At 55.8% G+C, this 19,030-nt stretch carries 15 protein-coding genes; 4 read left to right on the top strand and 11 right to left on the bottom strand.

Going from position 1 to position 19,030, the window contains the following annotated elements:
• Positions 1–30: 30 nt before the first annotated feature.
• The 3 genes from QMG15_RS00155 to QMG15_RS00145 are packed head-to-tail and all read left to right on the top strand — an operon-like array spanning position 31 to position 3,487.
• Positions 31–1,968: an ABC transporter permease gene (locus tag QMG15_RS00155; RefSeq protein WP_281788957.1), complete on the top strand. Its 1,938-nt coding sequence runs from the start codon at positions 31–33 to the stop codon at positions 1,966–1,968.
• Positions 1,965–2,783: an ABC transporter ATP-binding protein gene (locus tag QMG15_RS00150; RefSeq protein ID WP_281788956.1), complete on the top strand. Its 819-nt coding sequence runs from the start codon at positions 1,965–1,967 to the stop codon at positions 2,781–2,783. Before QMG15_RS00155 ends, QMG15_RS00150 begins: the two co-directional genes overlap by 4 nt.
• Positions 2,780–3,487, top strand: a complete 708-nt coding sequence (locus QMG15_RS00145; RefSeq protein ID WP_281788955.1) for an ABC transporter ATP-binding protein — start codon at positions 2,780–2,782, stop codon at positions 3,485–3,487. The genes QMG15_RS00150 and QMG15_RS00145 overlap by 4 nt, the downstream gene beginning before the upstream one ends.
• Before the next feature lie 3 nt (positions 3,488–3,490).
• Here the strand turns inward: QMG15_RS00145 and QMG15_RS00140 are convergent, their stop codons facing one another.
• The 9 genes from QMG15_RS00140 to QMG15_RS00100 form a co-directional block, all read right to left on the bottom strand.
• Complete coding sequence (locus tag QMG15_RS00140; RefSeq protein ID WP_281788954.1) at positions 3,491–5,047, bottom strand: alkaline phosphatase D family protein; 1,557 nt, start codon at positions 5,045–5,047, stop codon at positions 3,491–3,493.
• Positions 5,044–6,453: a coniferyl aldehyde dehydrogenase gene (locus QMG15_RS00135; RefSeq protein ID WP_281788953.1), complete on the bottom strand. Its 1,410-nt coding sequence runs from the start codon at positions 6,451–6,453 to the stop codon at positions 5,044–5,046. The genes QMG15_RS00140 and QMG15_RS00135 overlap by 4 nt, the downstream gene beginning before the upstream one ends.
• A gap of 32 nt (positions 6,454–6,485) precedes the next feature.
• Positions 6,486–7,766 carry an HlyD family type I secretion periplasmic adaptor subunit gene (locus tag QMG15_RS00130; RefSeq protein WP_281788952.1) on the bottom strand — a complete coding sequence of 427 codons (1,281 nt, stop codon included), beginning with the start codon at positions 7,764–7,766 and terminating at the stop codon, positions 6,486–6,488.
• Entirely contained in the window at positions 7,763–9,916 is a 2,154-nt protein-coding gene (locus tag QMG15_RS00125; protein WP_281788951.1) for a type I secretion system permease/ATPase, read from the bottom strand. The genes QMG15_RS00130 and QMG15_RS00125 overlap by 4 nt, the downstream gene beginning before the upstream one ends.
• A gap of 3 nt (positions 9,917–9,919) precedes the next feature.
• Complete coding sequence (locus QMG15_RS00120) at positions 9,920–11,215, bottom strand: TolC family protein (RefSeq protein ID WP_281788949.1); 1,296 nt, start codon at positions 11,213–11,215, stop codon at positions 9,920–9,922.
• 181 nt (positions 11,216–11,396) lie between these two features.
• Positions 11,397–11,615, bottom strand: a complete 219-nt coding sequence (locus tag QMG15_RS00115) for a hypothetical protein (protein WP_281788948.1) — start codon at positions 11,613–11,615, stop codon at positions 11,397–11,399.
• Between the two features lies 1 nt (position 11,616).
• A complete protein-coding gene (locus QMG15_RS00110; RefSeq protein ID WP_281788947.1) occupies positions 11,617–12,168 on the bottom strand; it encodes a hypothetical protein in 552 nt (183 codons plus the stop codon).
• Between the two features lie 131 nt (positions 12,169–12,299).
• On the bottom strand, positions 12,300–13,253 hold the full coding sequence (locus tag QMG15_RS00105) for an OmpA family protein (protein ID WP_281788946.1): 954 nt from the start codon (positions 13,251–13,253) through the stop codon (positions 12,300–12,302).
• 189 nt (positions 13,254–13,442) lie between these two features.
• Positions 13,443–14,006, bottom strand: a complete 564-nt coding sequence (locus QMG15_RS00100; RefSeq protein WP_281788945.1) for a cob(I)yrinic acid a,c-diamide adenosyltransferase — start codon at positions 14,004–14,006, stop codon at positions 13,443–13,445.
• A 109-nt stretch (positions 14,007–14,115) separates the two neighbouring features.
• Here QMG15_RS00100 and QMG15_RS00095 point away from each other — a divergent pair, with 109 nt between their 5' ends.
• Positions 14,116–15,543, top strand: a complete 1,428-nt coding sequence (locus QMG15_RS00095) for an FAD-linked oxidase C-terminal domain-containing protein (protein WP_281788944.1) — start codon at positions 14,116–14,118, stop codon at positions 15,541–15,543.
• Here the strand turns inward: QMG15_RS00095 and QMG15_RS00090 are convergent.
• Both QMG15_RS00090 and QMG15_RS00085 read right to left on the bottom strand, forming a co-directional pair.
• Positions 15,512–17,275 (bottom strand): ATP-binding protein, encoded by a 1,764-nt coding sequence (locus tag QMG15_RS00090; RefSeq protein WP_281788943.1) that lies wholly within the window; start codon positions 17,273–17,275, stop codon positions 15,512–15,514. The two genes, QMG15_RS00095 and QMG15_RS00090, sit on opposite strands and share 32 nt — an antisense overlap.
• Complete coding sequence (locus QMG15_RS00085; RefSeq protein ID WP_281788942.1) at positions 17,272–19,026, bottom strand: ATP-binding protein; 1,755 nt, start codon at positions 19,024–19,026, stop codon at positions 17,272–17,274. The genes QMG15_RS00090 and QMG15_RS00085 overlap by 4 nt, the downstream gene beginning before the upstream one ends.
• Between the last annotated feature and the right edge of the window lie 4 nt (positions 19,027–19,030).

The raw sequence follows: 19,030 nt of genomic DNA, 5'->3' as shown, positions 1-19,030 counted from the left end.
GGGCGTTTTAATTTCAAACCCTCACACCTCATGGACGTCGCCAGCCTCTTCGTACAAGCCCTCAACGGGCTGGCCGCTGCATCGTCTTTGTTTTTGGTGGCGGCGGGCTTGTCGCTCATCTTTGGGGTGACGCGCATCGTCAATTTTGCGCATGGCTCGTTCTTCATGTTGGGTGTGTATGTGGCTTACTCGCTGGTGTCACATGCTGCACCCGCTGTGTCGTCAGCTTTGAGCGTGGCGTTGGGCGATGCTGCGAGCCAAACCACCGCCTACTTTTTAATGTTGCTCTGCGCGGCGCTCGTCACCGGCATGTTGGGTGCGTTGGTGGAGGTGCTGTTGCTGCGCCGCATTTACAAAGCGCCGGAGCTGTTTCAGTTGCTCGCCACGTTTGCCTTGGTGCTCGTCATTCAAGACGGCACGCTGGGGCTGTGGGGTGCGGAAGACTTGCTGGGGCCACGCGCCCCGGGCCTGAGCGGCGCGGTAGATATCTTGGGCCGCCGCTTTCCGACGTATGACCTGTTCTTGATTGCGATTGGCCCGCTCGTATTGGCCGTGTTGTGGTGGTGTTTACAGCACACACGCTTTGGCATGTTGGTACGCGCCGCCACACAAGACCGCGACATGTTGAGCGCTTTGGGCGTGAACCCGCGTCACTTGTTCACTGCGGTGTTTGCGTTGGGCTGCGCGCTGGCCGGTTTGGGCGGCGCACTGCAACTGCCACGCGAGCCTGCGCATTTGGGGCTGGACATGGCCACGATTGGCGACGCCTTTGTGGTGGTGGTGGTGGGCGGCATGGGCTCCATCCCCGGTGCGTTTGTGGCGGCGTTGTTGATTGCCGAAATCAAAGCGCTGTGCATCGCAGTGGGCACGGTGGAAATTTTGGGTGTGTCGTTTGCGTTTTCTAAACTCACGTTGGTTGCTGAGTTTTTGGTGATGGCTGCGGTGTTGATGGTGCGGCCTTGGGGCTTGTTGGGCAAGCCACAAAGCGCGCCGCGCGCCAGCACGGAGCAAGAGACACCGTTTGCTTTGAGTAGCGTGCGCACGCAGTGGGTGTGGCTGTGCATTGGTGCAGCGTTGTTGGCGCTGCCTTTGTTCACGGCAGATTCACCCTACACACTGGTGCTGGGCATTGACTTGGCAGTTGCTGTTTTGTTCGCCGCCAGCTTGCACTTCATCATGGGGCCTGCGGGCATGCACTCGTTCGGTCATGCAGCTTACTTTGGCGTGGGCGCGTATGGCGCTGCGCTGCTGGTGTTGCGTGCGGGCATGTCTAGCGAAACGGCCTTGCTGTTGGCCCCACTCGTCAGCGCCTTGGTGGCGGCACCCATTGCGTGGTTTGCGGTGCGTTTGTCGGGTGTGTACTTGGCCATGCTCACGTTGGCGTTTGCACAAATTGTGTGGTCCATCTGTTTTCAGTGGGACGACTTCACGGGCGGCAGCAACGGCGTCACGGGCGTGTGGCCTAGCGCGTGGTTGCAAGACAAAGCCGCTTATTACTGGCTCACGCTTGTGCTGGTTGCACTCAGCGTGTTTGCGTTACGCCGTGTGCTGATGTCACCGTTGGGCTATGCACTGCGCGCCAGCCGCGACTCGGTGGGTCGCGCCGAAGCCATGGGCTTGGATGTGGCGCGCGTCCAGTGGCTGGGATTTGTGCTGGCCGCTGGCTTTGCGGGTTTGGCGGGTGCCTTATTTGCGTTCTCGAAAGGCAGCATCTCGCCCGATGTGTTGGGTGTGAGCAAGTCGGTGGATGGCTTGGTCATGGTCATGCTCGGTGGCGTGCACACCCTCGTCGGCCCGTTGGTAGGTGCCGTCACATTCACCGCGTTGCAAGACAGCTTGGCCCGCAGCACCGACTACTGGCGCGCCGTGTTGGGTGCCAGCATGTTGTTGCTAGTGTTGGTGTTTCCGCAAGGCATTGCGGGCTCGGTGCAAGCGCTGTGGCAACGTGTGCGAGGAGCATCGGCATGACATTGCTGAGCGTTCAACATTTGCACAAAGCCTTCGGTGGCAACCAAGCCGTCAACGATGTGTCGTTCAACTTGCAAGCGGGCGAACTGTTAGCCCTCATCGGCCCAAATGGCGCAGGCAAGTCCACCACCTTCAATTTGGTCAACGGCCAGCTCACGCCGGACAGCGGCAGTATCACTTTAGACGGTGTATCGCTGCTGGGTCGCAAGCCACATGATTTGTGGCGCATGGGTGTGAGCCGCACGTTTCAAATTGCACAAACCTTTGGCTCGCTCACCGTGATCGAGAACGTGCAAATGGCGTTGCTGTCGTCCGATGGCCAATCGCTCTCGCCTTGGAGCCGCGCGGCAAACTACCGTCGTGCTGACGCGCTGCAATTGCTGGAACACGTGCAACTGGACACACAAGCCCAACGCGCAAGCAGTGCTTTGGCCTACGGCGATGTGAAGCGTCTAGAGTTGGCCATGGCGCTGGCCAACGAGCCGCGCTTGTTGCTGATGGACGAACCCACCGCAGGCATGGCCCCCGACGAACGACACGCATTGATGAACCTCACCCGGAGCTTGGTGACACAGCGCGGCGTGGCTGTGCTGTTCACCGAGCACAGCATGGATGTGGTGTTTGAACACGCCGACCGCGTGTTGGTGATGGCACGCGGCACACTGATCGCACAAGGCACACCCGCGCAAGTGCAAGCCGACCCACACGTGCAAGCGGTGTACTTTGGCACTGGCAAAACTTTTGGTGAACCAGCAGTACGCCAAACATCATATGCAGTGTCTGCCGCTTCACCTAGCACTGAGTCAGAACCATGACGCATTCTTCAACGCCAAACACCGTCACCGCTCCCTTGCTGACCGTGCAAGGCCTCAACGCTTGGTACGGTGCAGCGCAAGTGCTGTTCCATGCAGACCTGCATGTGGCGCGCGGCGAAGTGGTGGCCCTCATTGGACGCAACGGCGCAGGCAAATCCAGCACGCTCAAAGCCATCATGGGTCTGATGCCCCGCCGCACAGGTTGCGTGATGTTTGCGGGGCATGACATTTCGAATGCCCAGCCCTATCAAGCCGCGCGTTTGGGTTTAGGCTATGTGCCCGAAGACCGCCGTATCTTCACTGACTTGACGGTACTGGAGAACTTGCAAGTGGGCGCACAAGCCAAACGTCGCTTCGCGGATAGGTTGGCAAGTGACAACGCAGCACCGCAATGGTCAGTTGAAAAAATATTTGCGCTGTTTCCTAACTTGGCCCCGATGCAGCACCGCCTAGCCAGCCACATGAGCGGGGGCGAGCAACAAATGCTCACCGTCGCTCGCACACTCATGGGCAATCCACAGATGGTGTTGCTGGATGAACCGTCCGAAGGCGTCGCGCCCGTCATCGTGGAGCAAATGGCCGAGATGATTTTGGCGCTCAAGGGTCAAGGCATGGGGGTGTTGCTGTCTGAACAAAACACGCATTTTGCGCAATGGGTAAGCGACCGCAGCTATAGGCTGGATCGCGGCGTGCTCACCGCATGAACATCAGGCCGGTTGCGGACCTGCTTTGCCGCTCTTGACCACATAGCTCGCTTGCGTTTTCAAGCCGGCTTCGCTGCCCGCTGGAAATTTTGTGGTCCGAAAATCACAACGCACGGCATTGGGCGTGACAGTGATCAGGCTGTAGCCACGTTCATCCGAACGGTAGTGCAACAAATCTGAATTGCTCTCTCGGATCAATGCCGCGGGCTTGTCGCCCAAGCCGCGAGAAGTGATGGAGGTGGTGACAAACTCGCTGGCAACAATGGGCGACTGCGGGTTGTTGGGCTCGAGGCGCAAGTTGGCCGCCACATTGCAATGCACATCACCGCCGAGGGTGACGACGTTTTGCAGCTTCGCATCGACCACGGTTTGCAACAGACGCTTGCGGGCTTCGGGATAGCCATCCCACGCATCGTTCCAATAGCTGCGACCAACGGGTGCGGGAATACTGGTGGAGCTGATTTGCGTGGCTTGCGCCAGCAGCTTCCATTGGCGATTGGAATGGCTCAAACGCTCGGTCAGCCAACGCTCTTGCGCCTGCCCCAACATGCTGCGACTGGTGTCGCTCAACTCATCGCACTGCAACACCATGCGACCACCGCCGCGCACGGGGTCGCGACAGGCCTGAACGCTGCGGTACTGGCGGCAATCGAGGGTCCAAATGTCCGCCAACTTGCCCCAGCTGAGCTGGTCATACAAACGCATATTGGCTGGGTTATCAACGTCAGGGCCGAGCAGCAAAGGTTGATGTTCAAAGTACGCTTGATACGCAGCGGCACGGCGTTTGAGTACTTGATGCGGGTCGGTGTAATGGCGATCTTGGTCATTGGCGTAATCGTTGACCACTTCATGGTCATCCCACATCAACACCCACGGATGCGCCGCGTGCGCGGCTTGCAGCATGGGATCGCGCTTGTATTGCTCGTAGCGCTCGCGGTATTGCGGCAAAGTTTTAGGCTCGGCACTGCTGTGTTGGCGCGTCGCGTATTGCGGGTTGCTGCTCTCGTAGATGTAGTCGCCCACAAACAAGACAAAGTCAAGCTGCTGGTTGGCAATCTCCGCGTGAGCTATGTACTGCCCTTGTTCATAGTGTTGGCATGACGACAATGCCATGCGCAGTTGGCGCACATCGGCATTCAACGCAGGTGCCGTGCGGGTGTGGCCGACAGTACTCAGGGCATCACCTTGGCGGAAGCGATACCAATAATCGGTGCCCGGTTGTAAGTGCTGCACATGCACATGCACGCTGTGTCCACGCGCGTCATCTGTGACGACGTCTGTTTTTTGCACACGTTGTTTGAGTGCCTCATCGACAAACACCTCCACATGCACACGCAGCGGGTCAGTGCCTGCTGCACGGTCTTGTTCACTGAACAACACACGGGTCCACAACACGACCGAGTCCGCACGCGGGCGACCACTGGCGACGCCCAATGCAAAAGGGTTGGTAAACCATCTGCGTGCTTTTTCTGTCGGTGCTGCAACGGCAGACATCCATGGCGAAAGGGCCAAGGCAATGGCACTGCGTTGCAGGTGTTGGTTGAAGTCGCGTCTTTTCATTTCATGAGAAATTTCAAATATGTTGCTATGCGCTGGCGATAAGGTGGCCAAACCAAACGCACCGCATTGAAACGCGCTTGGTAAAAAATGGGGCGCATCTTGGAAAAATTCACAAACCCTTCATACCCGTGGTAATGGCCCATGCCACTCTCGCCCACGCCACCAAAGGGCAAACTGTGTTGTGCCGCATGCAGCAGTGCATCGTTCACGACCACGCCGCCGGACATGGTCCGCATCACCAAGTCCTGAATGATTTGCCGGTTGTTGCTGAATGGGTAGAAAGCCAAAGGGCGCGGTGCCGCATGAATGCTTTGCACCACCTCATCCAAGGTGGTGTAGCCCATCACTGGCAACACGGGGCCAAATATTTCGTGAGTTTGCAGGGCACATCCGGGTGGCAGATTGAGCACCAAGTGCGGCGCGATCTTGCGCGTGCGCTCATCCCAAGGCAGGCCTGGCAACAAGGGAACGAGGGTTGCGCCCTGCGCTTGCGCCTCTTGCAAGGCCGCCACTAAGCGGTGGAACGACTTGGCGTCAATGATGGCCGTGAAGTCAGGGCTATCGAGCGTGTCATAGCGTTTTTGCACGATCTCTTTTGCCAACGCCACAAATGCAGCAATGTTGTGCCGAGGCAGGTACACATGGTCGACATCGGTACAAATTTGCCCTGCGTTGAAGCACTTGGCAAACAGTATCCGCTCGGCAGCAGTTCGCAAGGGGAAGTCCTCGCACACCACCGCGGGTGACTTGCCCCCCAGCTCCAAGGTCACAGGACACAAGTTGGGGGCTGCAGCCGCCATGACCGCTTTGCCCGTTTCTGTCGACCCCGTGAAGACCAAATGGTCAAACTTGAGCTTTGAAAACGCCACACCCACGCCACCAGTTTCTTCAAAAAAAATCAATTTGTCGGGACTGAAATAACGAGGCATCAAGTCCATCAATGCCCGCGTCAGGTGACGCGAGTTCTCTGACATCTTGACCATGGCACGATTGCCAGCCGCAAAGACATCCACCAAAACTAGACAACTCAAATTAATGGGGAAATTCCACGGCACGATGATGCCCACCACGCCCAAGGGCTGTGGCAACACACGATTTTTCGCACCGAAGAATTTCATCCAATCGACGCTGCGACGCTGTGGCTTCATCCATCGCTTGAGGTGTTTGAGCGCATGGTCCACGCCATGCATGACGGGCAAAACGTCCGCCAGCAAAGTTTCGTGGCGTGAACGGTGGCCGTAATCGGCAGAGATGGCTTGGGCCAACACTTCGGCGTTGTCACGCACCAAGGCCTTGAGATTGAGCAAATCCTGACGACGCTCCGCTTCACTGGCATAGGCGTGCGCCCGGTGCGCGGCGCGCTGGCGTTGCAGCGCTTTGTCTAAAAAAGAATGTTCAATTGGCACCAAAAGTTAACCCCTCTGGCACCCATCCTAAATCAACGCTCGCGCAAGGCTTGCGACACGTTTTGCAAAGGACGGAACAGGTATTCAAGCACCGTCTTTTGACCGGTTCGAATTTCCACACTCGCCGTCATGCCCGGTGTGGGCGCGATCTTCAACCCTTTGCGCACGAGGTTGGGGTCTTTGATGCGCACCAAGATGCGGTAGAAACCTTCGTCCATGTCCGCGGGTGTTGCGCCGGGTTTGCGCTGTTGGCGTTCGTCCTTCATGGTGTCAGGGCTCAGGTGTTCCAGCTCGCCGTCTAGGCCGCCGTATTTGTTGAAGTCATACGACGTGAGTTTGACCACCGCTTTTTGGCCCACTTTCAAAAACGCCACTTCTGCGGGTTTGACGTAGGCCTCGACCATCATTTCATCTTCGGTGGGCACGATTTCCAAAATCGGTTGGCCCGCTTGAATCACGCCGCCCACGGTGGTGACCTGCACGTTTTTCACCACGCCCTTCATGGGCGATTTGATGGTGGTGTGCAGATAAGCATCTTCGCGCGCCGAGGCGTTTTCTTTGGTCTGCGACAGATCGGATGACACACGTGTCAACTCGTTATTCGCATCTGTGAGGTAACGGTTTTTGCGCTCTGCGCGCTGCCCCATCAACTCGGCTTGTTGACGCTTCAGGCGCAACAGCTCCACCTCCGACATCACCCCGCCTTTGACCAAGGGCTCGGTGAGTGTGATTTCACGGGTGATGGCTGCCAGTGAAGCATCCACGGCTTGCAATGATTCTGTCAGCGCCTGCTTGCGCGCTTTGTAGGCCTGCGTTTCTTGCGTGATCAGCTGCGGCTCTGCTTTGAGCTCTGACGGGAACGTCAAAGTCGTGTTGTTGGCTTCTGCACGCAGACGTGCTGCCGTGGCCAGCAAAGACAAATACTTTTCGTTCGCTTCGCGGTAGCCTGCGCCCGAACGTGTGTCATCCATTTGCAAGAGCACTTGGTCTTTTTCAACCACATCACCTTCGCGCACCAACATCTCACTCAAGACACCTGAGTCCAAGCTTTGAATCACCTGTTCACGGCTGGAGGGAATGATTTTTCCTTGGCCACGCGTGATTTCATCCAAGCTAAAAAACCCCGCCCAAATCAACCCAAAAAACAAAGTACCAGCCGTCACCCACACCAACAAGCGGCTGGCTTCGCGCTCGTCGTCTTCCACGGTGCGCACGCCAAAGCCTGCAATCTTTTTGTCGTCTTGCGACAGCTCTTTGAACTTGGCCCACAAGGTTTTGGCTTGCGCCCAAGTTGCTATTAGCTTTTGTTTCATACAGCGACTCCGGCCATCTTGACTTCAACGCCACGCGACAGCTTTTCAATCATTTCTTGTTTGGGCCCGACCATCACGCATTGACCAGCATCAATCACCGCCACCACATCGGCCCACACCAACAACTGGGGTCGGTGTGTCGACATCAGCAAGGTGCGGCCCTGCAACCACTCTTTGAGCACCGCAATCACATGGGCTTCGGTGTTGCCGTCCATGTTGGCGGTGGGTTCATCCATATAGACCAGCTGAGGATCGCGCAACATCATGCGTGCGATCGACAGCAGCTGACGCTGCCCCCCAGACAAACCGCCACCAGCCTCGGTGATGGGCATGTCTAAGCCGCGTGGGTGTGCAGCCACCATTTCGTACAGGTGCAAGGTTTTGAGTACCTCAATGATCTTGGTGTCGCTGATCCATGTTTCCGACAGCACCATGTTTTCGCGCAAAGTGCCCATGAAGAGCTGCGGGTCTTGGCCCACATAACCCATGCAGCTGCGCACTTCAGCGGGTTCAATTTGCTGCATCTCTACGCCGTCTAAACGCACACTGCCCGCCAAGGGTGTGTACAAACCAGCCATCAAACGCAGCAAAGTACTTTTGCCACTGCCCACTCGCCCCAGCAAGGCCACGTGCTCGCCTGGTGCGACCTTGAGCGACAACCGTTTGATGACAGGAATGGCGTGTTCACCTGGATAACCAAACTCTAAAACTTGCGCTTCTAACCCACCCGCAATGTGGTCAGGCACCACATACTTTCGACCGGCGATGCGGTCACGTGGCCGCTTCATCAAGCCGTCCAAAGTTTCGAGTGACGACGACGCCTGTTGGTAGCGCGCAGCCAGCGACATCACGGCGCCCAAAGGTCCCAACGCACGGCCAGCCAAGATGACGGAGGCAATCAGACCGCCCAAAGTTAACAAGTTGGCGTGGATCATGTACACACCGGCCACCACCATAAAGACCGTGACCAGTTGTGACACCGCGGCAGTGCAACCCATGATCCAGTTGGTGATGGCGCGAATTTCTTTGTACGAATCTGAACCTGCTTTGTTGGAAGCTTCCCAGCGCCGCTGTAAATAGCTTTCCGCGTTGTGTGCCTTGAGCAACTCCAAATTCAGCACCGACTCGACCAGCACGCTTTGTTTGTCACCGGCTTCTTTCATGTTGGCACGCATGGCTGTCATCAACGGTTTTTGCGCCCAAATGCCTTGTGCCACCAACAACGGTACTGCCAAGGCCGGAATCCATGCCAAAGGGCCGCTGACCATCGCAATCAAAGCCAAGAACAACAACACAAACGGCATGTCGGCCAACACCACCAACGATGCAGACGAAAAGAAATCGCGCAGCGATTCAAAGTCGCGCATCGAACTGGCAAACGTGCCCATGGACTGCGGACGGTTTTCTAAGCGAATGCCCATCACCTCGCGCAACAGCGTCGCGTTGATGGCGAGGTCGGCTTTTTTACCGCCCAAATCCACCAACCGCGCTTTGAGCCAGCGCATGATGAACTCCATCACAATCGCCACCGTCGTCCCGATGGCCAATGTCCACAACGATGAATACGCTTGTGTTGGCACCACACGGTCGTACACGTTCATGGTGAAAAACACGCTCGCCAACGTCAGCACATTGGCCACCACTGTGGCCACCATCGACTCCACATAAAAATGACGGAAACGCCACAACGTACCCCAGAACCAACTGAACGCCGCGCCCTGCATAGGCGCCAAGGTTTGGTCGCTGCGCACCGGCAACAACTTGACCACCAACACGTCTTCGCGCGATAGGCCTTGCAGCTGGTCTAATGACACGCGGTCGTCTTGCTCACCCGATTCGGCCCACCACACCACCGCCGTAGGACCGTCGATGGCACGCAACACACAGGCACGACCATCCACCAACGACACCAAAACGGGCAGCACATAACTGGGAATATCCGCCAAGCGCTTGCGTGACCAACCAGCCATCAAGCCGTGCTGATGCGCCAAGTCGGGATACGCCTCTAACGGAATGCGGCCAGCATCGTCGAGCGCAAAGCCTTGGCGCATCGCAGGCACATGCAAGGGATGACCCAACTGCTTGGCCACCAATACCAAACACACCAACAGTGCGTCTGCGGAGCCATCCGATTGGTCAGGAGTTCTCATCGCTTAAAACCTTCTTGCCAAATCACCCATCGCAGCCAACAGACGGGCACGGGTGATTTTTTCGTCGTAGATGGCCGTGGTGGCAGCGCTTTGATAGCTGAATGCCTCGGCCTGAATATTCAATAAGTCCAGCAATTGACGGCGAGCCAGACGGAACTGCAAACGGTAGCCCTCGACCACTTTGTCGCCCACGCGCGCTTGGCTTTCACCTTGCGTGGCACGGCCTTGTGCGTTGACCCAATCTTGGTAAGCCACGCCAGCTTTTTCGCGCGCCAACAAGCGCGCTTCGTCTAACCCGTTTTGTGCTGCCGTCAATTGGCTCGTTGCCGTGCGTATGCCCGCTGATGTGGCGCCGCCGCTGTAAAGCGGCATGTTGACTTGCACTTGCGTGAAGGTGTCTTCTTTGTAGCTGGTCGCAAACAAGCCATTCGACACCGGGTTGAGTTGGCGTGTGGCGGTCAAATCCACCGTCGGCCAATATTGACCTCGCGCCAAAGTCACACCCGCCTCGGCGGCTTGCACCTGCGCTTTTTGCTGCGCAATGGTGGGCAAGTCGTCCGACACCGCGTCCATCACCAACTCGAGCGTTTGGGGCACTTGGCCCAAACGCCCCGTGGGAACAAGCGCCTCATTCAAGCCTATTGGTTTGACTGGCAACGGACCTTGCCAAAAGCGCCCCAGGCGTTGACGCGTTTGTAGCAACTCGGTTTGACGTTGTAGCTTGGTCAACGAGGCGTTGTCCATGCGCACTTGCGCTTGCTCTAAATCGATGCGGCGACCAGTGTCGACATCCACAATTTTTTGAATGTCACTGAGCGTGATGCGATGGGACTCGAAATTTTTAGCTGCCAACTCAAACATATCAATGGCACGCGCCCAGTTGATATAAGCCTCTGCCGCCAACAACGCCACATCATCCCGCGTGATCGCTTCTTGGTACTCGCTGCTGTAACTCAAGGCTTCGGCACGCTCGGCGTCTGCCTCTATGCGGCCACCCGACCAGAGGTTAAAGCGCACCGAAGGCGAACGCATGTTTGAATGCAGAGATGCTGGAAGATCTGAGTTTGCATACTTGCTGCGTGTGTAGCCGTAATTGATTTGAGGCATGTGCGCGGCACGGGCACGGTCAATGTCTGAGCGCTGCGCCTCGGTCTTGGCCCTGGCGGACAACATGCTTGGGTAAATGGCCAATGCGTTTTGAATCACCTCGGTGAACGACTGAGCTTTGACAGGCCCACCAAGAATGAGCAAAGCAGCACCTACGCACGTCCATTTGATTTGCTGAGTTCTTGTTTTCATATTTGTTAGTTTCTATGAATTTCCACTTCTAAATATTAAAACTTGTAAATCATTAGGATGTATTTTTAAATCAATACATACTCACAAATCGAAAAATCTGTGACTAGTGGTTAACCCTGCAGGGTAGAGGTTTCACTGCGTGCCGTCTATACGCCCCGTGGCGTACAGACGGTGTGGTTCATCAGCCCGTCACGGTGATGTTGGCAATCGTGCTTTGGACGAGCAGCTCGTCGTTATGGATGTGATAAACCCAGTAACTGCTGCCGTCGACGGTGCGCGTGGTGGCGTCGTGCTGGATTGGTGTTGATGCGTCGGCGATTGAAAACAAAACCGTATCGCCCGCATCGCCCTTGATGTAGAGACGATGGTTGGTGCCGTCAAAGGTGTCTGTTTGTAGCAAACTAGACAGGTTCAGTTTGATGGTGTTGTGCGGGGTTGTCTTTGAGTTCAGATTGGGCAATGTCTGCCTTGACAGGCGTGAGTGTGGCGCGACCATCACCGTATTCAAAAACGCGTATATAAAAATTTTGCGCAGCTTGTGACTTGAACTTGGCCGTCGCATCTTGGAAATTTTTGAGCTCGCTGCCAGTCTGAACCATACGGGCTGAGAGCAACAGCTCGGCGGGGTCCACGCAGACTTCGGTATATCCACCCAACTGCAAGGATGTCAGGTAATGGCCATTAATTTCTAAGTGCGCAGCACCAGGAGCAAAACCATGCGCCGGACGATAAAAAGTAATGCGGGCCAACTTAGGATTGAGTTTTTGCGGCGCAACATATTCCTCACCCTGAGGCTCTGTCACGCTGCCACTGAGTTCGAAGTCAGCATAGACGCTGGCAGGTGGGGTTCGCTGCGCGTGCACCAGTGGTGCGCACGCCCCCAAAAACACAAAGAGGGCGACAGTGGTTGCAGCACAATGGCTGCTGAATAAGCGCGTAGAAATCAGATTCATAAGTACTCTTTTAAATTTGCAAACCACGGGAAAACGATTACATTTTGCCTCATATTTCTTGGTGGTTACGGATTTAGATTAACAATTCCGTTATTTTTGCAGTTTAAAGATCAATAAAGTATTAAGTTTTGTTAACGTAACTCGACAGCAACTTCAACTTCCACTCTTCGGGGAGATAAACCAAAAAGCTTCGCTTTTTGTTTTTCCTCGGCCCCGCGACCCTCGTGTGTCAAAGTGGTTGAACGCAAACCTTGAGCTTTGAAAAATGCGCGAACGCTTTTGGCGCGTTCTTCAGAAATACGGCGATTTAAGGTGTCATCCGCCTCATCGTCGGCAAAGCCCACCACGTGAACTTTGACGGCTTTGAAAGTCTTGTACTTAACATTGATTTTTTCGACAATTTGCTTCAGCTCTTGCCGACCTTGTGTGCTGATCGCATGAATTTCAGTTTTCCTATGTTCAAAAATAGCGTCTGAACCAAAGGTGATGATGTTGGGATCGAAAGCAAAACGGGTTTCTTCCGCTTCCCGACACGTTTGCGCGTTAGGAACACGGCTAAGCGTATGCATTTGTTGCTGCGCATCCGTGAGATCCTTGAGTGCAACTTGTGCGGTGACGGGATCGATGCGACTTGTGTTGCCTGCAATCTCAGTGATGCGCAAATACACAGACTCACCACCACTCATGGCGATAGCAAAGTGGGTGTCGAGTTCAGGACGTATGTCAGCGCTATGGTTGGGCAAATAACGGGTACGAACGTCTGTTTTTTTGCCAATGAAGCAAACCACCGTGAATGCGTCTTTTTGTAAAGATGCGTGGTAACGCCCATTCAAATAAACCGAGATAACGCCAGCGGCATCGCGGGCGGATGCGCGGTAAAAGACAATGCGCGTTTGTTCGTCAGCAACGCTTCTGACCTCAGCGTAGGTATCACCCAAAGGTTTGTTAACACCGTACTTGGGCTGGCTGTCTGACGCGCGGGCGTTGTCCCCTTGCGCGTGCGCTTGCCATATAAACCCGGCGATTCCAAGCGCAAAAGTAACAAAGCACCAACGCCCCACGCGTTGGCTGAAAATTAAACCCATCGCAAACCACCAGAACTAGGTTCGGTAATTGCAGACGCAAGAATGCAAGAACCAAAAAAACAACAAATTCAACGCATCGGCGAAAAATCAGAAAAATTCATTGTCTGGGGTTTTCCCTGTTTCGTACATACGCCAACTGGCGTATTAGGTAAGCGTCAGATAGTTTTTGGTGTGCTTAGGTGGCCCTTCTCAAGCTTCGCTGCGCTGCATGCGCTCGCTTTTCCAGTACACGTCATCGCCACCGTTCAAGCGATTGAGGACACGGGCAATCACAAACATCAAGTCGCTCAATCGGTTGAGGTATTGGCGCGGCGCATCGCCAATGGCTTCTTCGTTGCCTAATGCCACCACCGCACGTTCGGCACGGCGTGCCACCGTGCGGCAGACGTGCGAAAGCGCTGCGCCGCGTGTGCCTGCAGGCAAGATGAATTCTTCGAGCTTCGGGAGCTGGCTGTTGTATTTTTCGAGTGCCTGGTCGAGTGCTTGAACCGCTTCTTCTTTGAGCAGCTCAAACCCTGGAATCGACAACTCACCACCCAGGTTAAAAAGCTGGTGCTGAATCTCGACCAACACATCGCGCACGTCTTGCGGCATGTCTTCGCACAGCAAAACGCCGATGTCTGAGTTGAGTTCGTCCACCTCGCCCATGGCATGAACGCGCAGGCTGTTTTTAGAGACGCGTTGGTTGTTGCCCAAGCCGGTGGTGCCCGCATCTCCGGTGCGGGTGGCGATTTGTGAAAGTCGGTTGCCCATATACGTTTGCCTCGTGAGTTTGATTTTTGGCTTATTTTGCCTGTCACGTGGGCGCTTTTGGCTGACAAGGCTTCTTCTTAAAATGAGCGATTGCTTAGGAGAAAACCCCATGAACGCCCCCACCGCCCACCAGCACTTAACGCCAGCCCTCGCACCACGCGAGGTGCCCGCCGAATTGATTGCGGCACTGCAAGCCCGATTTGGCGCAAATTGCTCAACTGCGTTGGTGGTGCGAGAGCAGCATGGACGCGATGAGTCACCCTTCGTGCATGTGCCGCCCCCCGCGGCGGTGGTGTTTGCCGAAAGCACGCAAGACGTGGCGGATGCCGTCACTCTGGCCGCGCAATACAAAGCGCCCGTCATTCCATTTGGTGTGGGTTCGTCGCTAGAAGGCCACTTGCTGGCCGTGCAAGGCGGTATCAGCCTGGACGTGAGCCGCATGAACAAGGTGCTGAGCATCAACGCCGAAGACTTGACGGTGACGGTGCAACCCGGCGTGACGCGCAAGCAGCTGAACGAAGAAATCAAAAGCACGGGTTTGTTTTTCCCCATCGACCCAGGTGCGGACGCATCGATTGGCGGCATGTGCGCCACACGTGCCAGCGGTACCAACGCCGTGCGCTACGGCACGATGCGCGAAAACGTGTTGACGCTTGAAGTGGTAACCGCCAGTGGCGAGGTGATTCGCACAGGCACGCGTGCCAAAAAGTCGGCCGCAGGCTACGACCTGACGCGCCTGTTTGTGGGCAGCGAAGGCACGCTGGGTGTGATGACCGAAATCACGCTGCGCATTTACCCACTGCCTGAGGCGGTGCTGGCTGCCGTGTGTTCATTCCCCAGCATTGAAGCGGCGGTACACACCACGATTACAACCATTCAAATGGGCGTACCAATTGCGCGAGTGGAACTGCTGGACGGCCAATCGGTGGGCATGGTGAACCAATACGCAAAATTGAATTTAGCTGAAACACCCATGCTGTTGATGGAGTTTCACGGCTCACCCGCCGGCGTGAAAGAGCAAGCGGAGACGGTGCAAGAAATTGCAGCAGAACATGGTGGTGTCTCGTTTGAATGGGCCACGACACCTGAAGAGCGCACACGCTTGTGGACGGCGCGACACAACGCCTACTTTGCCGCGATTCAAAGCCGACCCGGCTGCCGCGCAGTGACGACCGACACCTGTGTGCCCATTAGCAAACTGGCAGACGCCATGCTGGACTCGGTTGCCGAAGTCAATGCGTCTGGCCTGCACTACTTCTTAGTGGGTCACGTTGGTGATGGCAATTTCCATGTGGGTTATTTGATCGACCCCAACAACGCGCAAGAGTGCGCCTTGGCCGAAGACTTGAACCACAAACTGGTGACACGCGCCCTGAGTCTGGGCGGCACATGCACCGGCGAACACGGCATCGGTTTGCACAAGATGGAATTCTTGCGTACCGAAACCGGCGAAGGTGCGGTGGACATGATGCGCACCATCAAACGGGCTCTGGACCCGGACAACATCATGAACCCAGGGAAGATTTTTTCTCTGTGAGCATTTGCTCGACTTGAGCGCAGAGCTTGACGGCATCAAATGGCTTGAGCACCACAGCGCTCACGCCGGCATCGGCAAAGCGCTCAAGGTCTTGCGGGTTGACGTTCGCGGTGAGCCCCAAGACTGGGGTGTCACGCGTGGGCTGGTCAAAGCTTAAACGCAACGCCGTGGTGGCTTCGATGCCATCCATTTCGGGCATGACCATGTCCATGAGCACCACATCAAACTCTTGTTGACGCAGCGCATCCAGCGCTTTGATGCCGTTGTCGGCTTCGACCAGTTCACAATTTTTCCAATTGTTTTTCAGGATTTGACGCACCAGCAATCGGTTGATCGGATGGTCGTCTACAACCAAAAAGCGCGGCACTGTGACGCTCGTGGCCGCGGGCGTTTTGGCCCGTGGGGCCTCCACCTCAGGAGGTGCCACCTCCACCAGTGGCAAAGTGAACCAAAACATGGAACCTTCACCGGGCTTGCTTTCAAAACCAATATGGCCGCCCATCAACTCGACAAGGCGCTGCGTGATGGACAAGCCCAAACCGTTGCCGCCGTAGCGCGACTGGATGTCATCCTCGGCTTGCACAAAGCGTTGGAAAATTTTGGGCTGTTGCGCTTCGGGAATGCCGATGCCCGTATCACGCACGGAGAAGTGCACGCACAGCGGTTGCTGGCGGACATGCAAAATCACATGGCCTTGGTGCGTGAACTTGATGGCGTTGCCCAACAAGTTCACCAAAATTTGCATGAGCCGATGACGGTCCGCATGCACCCAGTGCGGCACGTTGTCGTCAATGGTGCAGGTGTATTTCAGATGCATGCTCTCGACGCGCTGCGCGAACAAATCGAATGCGGTGTGAACGGTATCGCGCAAGGCAAAGGTTTCGTACTGCACATTGATCTTGCCCGCTTGCAACTGTGAGTAATCCAACACATCGTTGATCACGGTGAGCAAGTGGTCTGCGGACTGGCGCGTGTGGTTCAAAATTTTCAGCGCTTGCGGGTTGTCAGACACGCGCGCAAGCAGCATGTTGTTGAAACCCAAGATGGCATTCATGGGTGTGCGCAGTTCGTGGCTGACAGTGGCAATGAACTGTTCGCGCAAGGCCGCTGTACGCAGAAGTTCTTTGCGTTTTTCTTCTAGCTCTAAGTTGCGCTGAAGACTCGCGGCATAGGCTTGGCGAAAGAGGCTGTCATACAAAAACGGCACAGTGATCACGATGAGCGTGACCACCGTGTAGCTGGCAAACGAGGACATGATTTGTGCAGCCCCCAGCGTTGGGTTGTCGGGCAACCAACCGTGCCAAGTGATGTAGGCCATGGCAAGCTCCACGCACAACACCAACACCAACCACGCCATGCCCGTGAAACGACTGATGGCGTAAAACGGTATCAAAGGAATCGCGGCCAACCACGCCATGCGTGGCGAAAAAATGCCGCCGGACATCCAAGCGGCATAACAAACTTGCAGCAGTCCGGCGAGCAAACCTAGGTTGACCGCCCATTTCAAAGGCAGGCCCCAGATAAACAAAAGCTGCAAGATCAGCAACACGCAGGCAAAGGCCAGAGGCACAGGCACGCCGTTGGGGTAAGGCGTGATCACCGCCAGCACCACCATCGCGCCAATGAGCAACCACACGATCAAAAACAAATAGGGCAAGCGCCCTTCTTGAAAACGCTTGGGTAAGCGCGGCACAACCCAAGTGGCAAGAGCCTCAAACTTGGTGCTGCTCACGGCGTTTCCTTTGCCGCGTGCAGCGCGAGCGCATTCGAGATTTTGGCGATGAGTTGTTGCTCGTCTAATGGCTTGTGTATGACGTCGTTCATGCCCGAGGCCAAGCAACGGTCTTGGTCCACAGGATTGGCACTGGCGGTGAGTGCCAACACCGGCATGTGACAGACCGGCGCAGGAAAGGTGTTTCGCAAAATTTGGGTGACTTGCATGCCATCCATCTCAGGCATGACCATGTCCATCAAAATCAAGTCAAAGGGCTGTGCGCGCAGTTTTTCTAGCGCGATGGGGCCGCTGTTGGCTTCCACAATGTCTGCTTTGGGGAAACACTTTTTGAGCATCATGCGGGCGACAAGCAAGTTCACCGCATTGTCATCGACGAGCAAAATTTGCAAAGCTTTGTCGACCAACATGCGCGCCATTTCGGCGGCGGCTTTGGCCTCTTGCACAGCCACGCTGCGCATGGGCAACTGAAACCAAAACCGTGCGCCATGACCTTGCACACTGCTCACCCCAATGGTGCCGCCTTGCAAACGAACCAAGCGCTCGCAGATGGACAAGCCCAAGCCAGTGCCGCCGTATTGGCGATTGGTTTGCACATCGGCGTGTTCAAACCCATTGAAGATTTGTTTTTGACGATCGGGGGCAATGCCAATGCCCGTGTCTTGCACCTCAAACAACACGCCACCGCCCACCGCTTGTGCACGCACATGAATGCTGCCTGCGGCCGTGAATTTGAGCGCGTTGTCGAGTAAGTTGTTCAGCACTTGGGCCAAGCGTTGGCGATCGCCCTTGACCCACATGTTGTGCACAGCAGCGGCATCTAAGTGCAATGCAATGCCTTTGGCTTGCGCCTTGACCTCGAAGGACGCAAGCACCGTTGTCAACGTTTCACGCAACGAGAACTCGTCTTCGCGCAGCGTGAGACGCCCGGCTTGGAGTTGCGAAAAATCCAAAATATCGTTCACCACTTGCAGCAGCTGTTCTGTCGAACGACGGATGTGGTCGACCACCTCGGCATCTTCTGCGCGTGAGGAAAGCTCCGTGCGCAAGATGCCGTTGAGACCCAAAATGGCGTTCATGGGTGTGCGCAGCTCATGGCCCACCGATGCAATGAATTCATCTTTGTGGGCTTGTGCGCGTATCAAGGCTTGGTGGGTTTTTTCTAGCTCTGCATTGCTTTCGTCCATGTCTGCCACTTGGCTGCGGTGCATGCGTTCGGCAACAAACACCACGAACATGGCCAAGCTCAACACGAAGAGTTTGTTGGCCACCGTCCAGGCCATGACCTCGTTGGCCATGTTGATGTCGCTGTTGACCAAGCCCTGTTGACTGATGAGCAGCAACAGCAAGTTGACCACGAACACCACGACGACCCAAAAGAAAGCAGCCCCCCGGTCAAGCAACAAGATGGCAGGCAGCACCACCGCAGTGATCCACACCAACACGGGTGAGTTGATGCCTCCGGTCATCGCCGCTAAATAAGCGACATAAGAAATCGACCAGAGCAACGTGCCGTTGGCAATGAACACATACGGGGCACCCAACCAGAGCAGCACCAGCAAGCCCCAATACCCCGCGGTGCCGACCAAGTTTGCGACGTGGTTGTAATCGGGGTGGTGGATGAAATAAAACGGCAACGAACACGCGCCCACCAAAAGCAGCATGTACGTGAGCAAGCTGCGACGACGCTGGAGCGGCGAACCTTGGAAAAAGCCCTTTGGTAAGAATCCGTTTTGCAGCGTTTCTGCCATCTGT

It is taken from the genome of Limnohabitans sp. INBF002 (assembly GCF_027924905.1).
Lineage (GTDB): Bacteria > Pseudomonadota > Gammaproteobacteria > Burkholderiales > Burkholderiaceae_C > Limnohabitans.
The sequence above is the reverse complement of the archived record's forward strand: the minus strand, read 5'-3'. Positions and strand labels throughout refer to the sequence as shown.